This window comes from Pseudomonas sp. SIMBA_068, from assembly GCF_046534705.1.
Lineage (GTDB): Bacteria > Pseudomonadota > Gammaproteobacteria > Pseudomonadales > Pseudomonadaceae > Aquipseudomonas > Aquipseudomonas putida.
In genome coordinates this window covers 1-231 of record NZ_JAWRYI010001815.1, presented here as the reverse complement: position 1 = coordinate 231, position 231 = coordinate 1, and the positions used below count along the sequence as shown (strand labels likewise).

General features: G+C 61.0%; 1 protein-coding gene. It reads left to right on the top strand.

Annotated features, from left to right (window positions below; genetic code table 11):
* The coding region (locus SB756_RS36035; RefSeq protein ID WP_410914037.1) for an aldehyde dehydrogenase family protein at positions 1-231 on the top strand (231 nt) is incomplete at both ends.

Below are 231 nucleotides of genomic sequence, written 5' to 3'. Positions count from 1 at the left end.
GGAGTCGATCTACGAGCCGTTCATGGCCGAGGTGATGAAGAAAATTGCCAAGATCACCCGGGGCAACCCGCTGGACACCGAGACCATGGTGGGCGCCCAGGCCTCGGAACAGCAATACGACAAGATCCTCTCTTATCTGGATATCGCCCGGGAAGAGGGTGCCCAGTTGCTCACCGGTGGTGCTGCCGAGCGGCTGCAAGGCGACCTGGCCACGGGTTACTACATCCAGCC